The following is a 4,294-nucleotide window of genomic DNA, read 5'->3' on the forward strand; positions in this document are numbered from 1 at the left end:
CATGACTATGGCGTTGGTCCACGTCGGCTTTGGCTCGACAATCCTGCTTGCGGTGCTTGCGCGGCTCTATCTGCGCTACCGCTTTGGCGCACCCGGACACGCCCCTGGCACATCCCCGATGCAGGCCAAGGTTGCCACGGCTGTACACTGGTCGCTTTATGGAACGCTGATTGGTATGGTGATCACGGGTGGGATGACATGGAACGGTGTCGCTGACTTGGGCTATGTGCACTGGCTGTTGAACCTTGTGCTTTTTGGCCTGATCACCGCGCACGCTGCTGCGGCCATTTTCAACCAGTTCGTGCGCAAGGACGGCACGCTGCGGCGGATGATACCATCGCGCAGAACTTAACCAAAACGGGGTCCGCCGCGTGGCAGGCCCAGCCTTTCTTCAAAGGAAATGAAGATGACTAAAACGATCCTCCTTTATGGCGGTTCTGGCCGCACGGGAACCTTAGTGATGCAACAGGCCTTGGGCGCAGGACACATCGTGCGAGCCTTGGTGCGCAACCCGTCCGTGATATCGCAAACTCACGCCAACCTGACGCTGATCAAAGGTACACCTGAAAATGCCGACAACGTCGCCGAGGCGATGCAAGGCAGCGACGTGGTTATCAGCACGCTGAACAACGCTCGCGCCTCGGACTCTCCGTTTGCCAAGCCGGTGAACAGCGACACGCTTTTGAAAGACATTATGGATACCACCATTGCCGCGATGAACGACCAAGGCTTGAGTCGCATCGTCACACTGGGGGCCGCCGGGGCGAACGAAAGCTATGACACTGCGCCGTTGATCATGCGGATGCTGATCAAGTGGTCCAACTTGGGCCACGCCTATCGCGATCACGAAATGGTCGAAGATGCTCTCGCCGCGTCTGGGCTGGATTGGACAGTGGGCCGCGCGATGATGCTGGGCAAAAAGGAAGGGACGGCCCCCGTGATCGAAAGCTACGTAGTGGATGGGGCCAACCACCCCAAACCCGCAATGCAGATTTCACGCGCGACCGTGGCGCAGTGGTTGATCGACGCGTTGGACCGTGCAGACCTTTACGGCAAGGCACCGATGGTCTCGCAAAAATAAATCCGGCCCGTCGCGACGGAAACGCGCGGCGGGTCCGTTTCATGGAAAATGACAACAGAACGAAACGGACAATGAAGCACTTTTTTGAACTCACCAGACCCTATTTGACATGGCTCGTCCTGTCATCTTTGGCGATCATGATGACCTTTGAGGCGCTCACGTCCAATAACCCGAGGATCTTTCATATTCTCGTGCACCCGTCTGGTGAAACCTCTGCCCGGTTGTTGATTGTCACGATGATGGCGACCCCTTTGGCGATGCTGCTCAAGGGCTGGCGTGGACCGCAATGGTTGAAACGCAACCGTCGTTATTTGGGCGTTGCCTCTTTTGGCTATGGGCTGCTGCACACAATTTTCTACCTGCTGGACAAGGCGTCACTAACAACCGTCGTTGACGAGTTACCACGCCTTTACATCTGGACCGGCTGGATCGCGTTTATCATCTTTGTGCCACTGGCTCTGACGTCCATGGACTACTTCGTGCGCAAAATGGGCAAGTGGTGGAAGTGGGTGCAACGCTGGACTTACGCCGCCGCCGTGCTGACACTGGTCCATTGGGCCGCACTACATGACTGGAACGGCGCAGCACCCGCCCTGGTCCACTTTGCCCCCCTGATAGCGCTTGAAGCCTACCGTGTCTGGTACTGGTATCTGCGGCCACGGTCCGTCGCGGCATAGCGACTGCCTCGATGCCTTGAAACAATGCATCATGCAGCGCAAAGGGGAGCAAGTCTCAAGCGACGCTTTCGTCGTGTACTTTTGCAGTCATCAATACCGGATCTATTTGCAAAGCTGCTTGCCGCAGTTCGCAGCCATTCGCACGTGCTGCAGCATCGGCCAGTTTGGGCTCTTTCCAGACCTCGGATGCATCGCAGCATCCTGTGATATATTGCTTTGGTCAACGTCTGGTTGTCGTTGTGGGAGGGATTGGCGGATCGGAGGATCAGTCATGGAAACACCAAACTTACCTGTCATTCGTGCGCTTCGCCCTGCTTGGAATAAGGGCCGCATTGTGGGCCAGAAGCGTCCATTGAAGCCAAAGCATGTCTGGGCGATCAGGGTCCGGCTAGAGCTCGCCAAGAACCATCGCGACCTCGCCCTCTTCAACATGGCGATTGATAGCAAGTTGCGCGGTTGTGATCTCTGTCGCATGCAAGTCGTCGATGTTATGGCGTCAGGCCAGATTAAGGAGCGGGCGTCGGTTCTACAAAGTAAGACACAGAAACCCGTTCGGTTTGAGATTTCTGAAGGCACCCGAGCATCGGTCGCAAAGTGGATGGAAGATCCACTGATGGTTGGGTCGGAATATCTCTGGCCTGGCCGCTTCCACGAACTGCTACACATCTCGACCCGTCAGTATGCGCGGATCGTCCGAGATTGGGTGACGTCGATTGGCTTGGAAGCGACCGCCTACGGCACCCATTCGATGCGTCGAACGAAGGTGACCCAGATTTACAAGAAAACGGGCAACCTGCGCGCTGTTCAACTTTTGTTGGGGCATACCAAGATGGATAGCACTGTCCGATATCTTGGTGTTGAACTTGAAGACGCTTTGGCCATCGCAGAAGCCATCGAAATCTAGAAAGGAGGGCCGCTTACAGGGGCGGCCCAAACCGGCCATTCATCGCCTCTTCGAGATGCTGCAGCGCAGGCCGTCATTGCAGACAGTCGTGCATCGTGCAGCATTTGCTCGGTTAAGAAGGTCGGTCTGCGGACAACCCGCATTTTGCAGCCGCGGCTATCGCTGACGCAGCATTTTCTCGTTCTTGCAGCAGGTTTGCTGCCGCAACGCAGTGCACTTCACCGAAGCAGCCTTTGAACTGTTAGATTTGGTGTCATCACCAAACAATCCATTCGTAGCTCGCGGGTTAACCAATCGAGGCGCGGGACAAAATCTTACAATCTCGCCAAACCTTATCACCACCTTCTAATTCCAAAACCCAAGAAAGCGGCACTCCTTTGTCAGTCGCAACACCGTGGATACGGGCCATGATAGCACCGATCATGATTGATCGCCCGGCACTGTCTCCTCCGGCAAGAATGTTGCGTTCAATGGCATCTTGATAGGATGTACTTCGTGCCAGGATATGGAAAATCACGGGTCCCGCCGCTGACAGATAACATGCCCGCCCCATCAGACCATTGATACCCGCAAAGACGATTGAGCAGTCTTCGGTTGTGTTCAAAGCATTTAGCAAATCGGCTTTTGCAATGTCGTCGGCTGCGTTGACTGCAGCCTGAAGTGCGGTTTCCAGTGGTTCGTCGTTCATGACGCGGGTTGTTAGGTCGGCGAAGACGTTGCTGAAGGCCATTGCTTCTGTGTTGATATTGGTGACTTCCATAGCGGTTTTGATCATGTCGGGCAGTTGATCTTGACCGTGATACCCCACCAAAATCGCAGGCAGTCGTGACAGTGCGGGTGTTTGATTGTCGTCGATCCCCGACGGCCGGACATCGGCCGCGATGTTTTCTAATGCGCCTCGTGTCGGCTTGTCCATGAACCCTCGGTAGGCGCCGCCCGCACCAAAGAATGCAGCGAATGCAGCCTCATAGGCGGATACGTCAAATTCACCACCATTGGCGTTCATCGATTGAATTGTCAGATGTAAAACTTCGCCGATCTGGGTGAACATGCCGTTGCGTCGGTCTTTGTGGGCAAAGGTCTTAACCTTTTCAAAGTTTTTGGGATCTACCGGCGTAAACGCAGACATTCCGTTCTGGCGCGCGACGATATCGGAAATAATATCAACGTTGTAGATCCAGTGTAAACCGAGACAGGCGGCATCAGCCACAAGTGCCCCAAGGAGAAGTTCAGCATTCTTGGTCATAACAGACCTTTCTTTATCTAAGGCGCGATGCGAGACTTAAGCGCTTAGGTGACTTGGATGCGTTCGAAGCTCTCGCCCCACTTCTAAACACGTCCAACGCTTCGTTGCTCTCAATTCTTCGAGAGCCGTGCGCTACCGCAAGCATGCATGATATCTGCGGTAGCCTTTGTCTTAGGTTTTGGGGAACAAGAACAGGTTCTGAATGTCAACCAGACTTGCTGCAAGGTAAGATGGGTAGCGATCCAAAATTGCGGCTTTCAATTCATCACCAGTGGCTGCTTTGGCATAGGCGGCTTGCGTATGGTCAAGGTAGATGAGCGCGTCGTCAATGGCCTGGCGTGACCCTGCGGTTGGTCCGTGGCCAGGTAAAACGAGATCGAATGATG

General features: G+C 54.8%; 6 protein-coding genes. 4 read left to right on the plus strand and 2 right to left on the minus strand.

Features of this window, described 5'->3' with window-relative positions; genetic code table 11:
* The 4 genes from ABJQ89_RS09675 to ABJQ89_RS09690 all read left to right on the plus strand — a co-directional run.
* The coding region (locus ABJQ89_RS09675; protein ID WP_348496043.1) for a cytochrome b/b6 domain-containing protein at positions 1-352 on the plus strand (352 nt) is incomplete at its 5' end.
* Positions 353-406: 54 nt separating this feature from the next.
* On the plus strand, positions 407-1,081 hold the full coding sequence (locus ABJQ89_RS09680) for an NAD(P)H-binding protein (RefSeq protein WP_348496044.1): 675 nt from the start codon (positions 407-409) through the stop codon (positions 1,079-1,081).
* A gap of 71 nt (positions 1,082-1,152) precedes the next feature.
* Complete coding sequence (locus ABJQ89_RS09685; protein ID WP_348496045.1) at positions 1,153-1,758, plus strand: ferric reductase-like transmembrane domain-containing protein; 606 nt, start codon at positions 1,153-1,155, stop codon at positions 1,756-1,758.
* Positions 1,759-2,029: 271 nt separating this feature from the next.
* Positions 2,030-2,662 (plus strand): tyrosine-type recombinase/integrase, encoded by a 633-nt coding sequence (locus ABJQ89_RS09690; RefSeq protein WP_348496046.1) that lies wholly within the window; start codon positions 2,030-2,032, stop codon positions 2,660-2,662.
* Between the two features lie 286 nt (positions 2,663-2,948).
* On the opposite strand, the gene ABJQ89_RS09695 is transcribed toward ABJQ89_RS09690, so the two are convergent.
* On the minus strand, positions 2,949-3,908 hold the full coding sequence (locus ABJQ89_RS09695) for an ADP-ribosylglycohydrolase family protein (protein ID WP_348496047.1): 960 nt from the start codon (positions 3,906-3,908) through the stop codon (positions 2,949-2,951).
* 171 nt (positions 3,909-4,079) lie between these two features.
* The coding region (locus ABJQ89_RS09700) for a hypothetical protein (protein WP_348496048.1) at positions 4,080-4,294 on the minus strand (215 nt) is incomplete at its 5' end.

It is taken from the genome of Planktotalea sp. (assembly GCF_039984035.1).
Lineage (GTDB): Bacteria > Pseudomonadota > Alphaproteobacteria > Rhodobacterales > Rhodobacteraceae > Planktotalea.

Excerpts from the sequence above, each read along its gene's own strand:
- ABJQ89_RS09685 (WP_348496045.1), top strand. The coding sequence starts at position 1,153 with ATGAAGCACTTTTTTGAACTCACCAGACCCTATTTGACATGGCTCGTC.
- ABJQ89_RS09680 (WP_348496044.1), top strand. The coding sequence starts at position 407 with ATGACTAAAACGATCCTCCTTTATGGCGGTTCTGGCCGCACGGGAACC.
- ABJQ89_RS09695 (WP_348496047.1), bottom strand. The coding sequence starts at position 3,908 with ATGACCAAGAATGCTGAACTTCTCCTTGGGGCACTTGTGGCTGATGCC.
- ABJQ89_RS09690 (WP_348496046.1), top strand. The coding sequence starts at position 2,030 with ATGGAAACACCAAACTTACCTGTCATTCGTGCGCTTCGCCCTGCTTGG.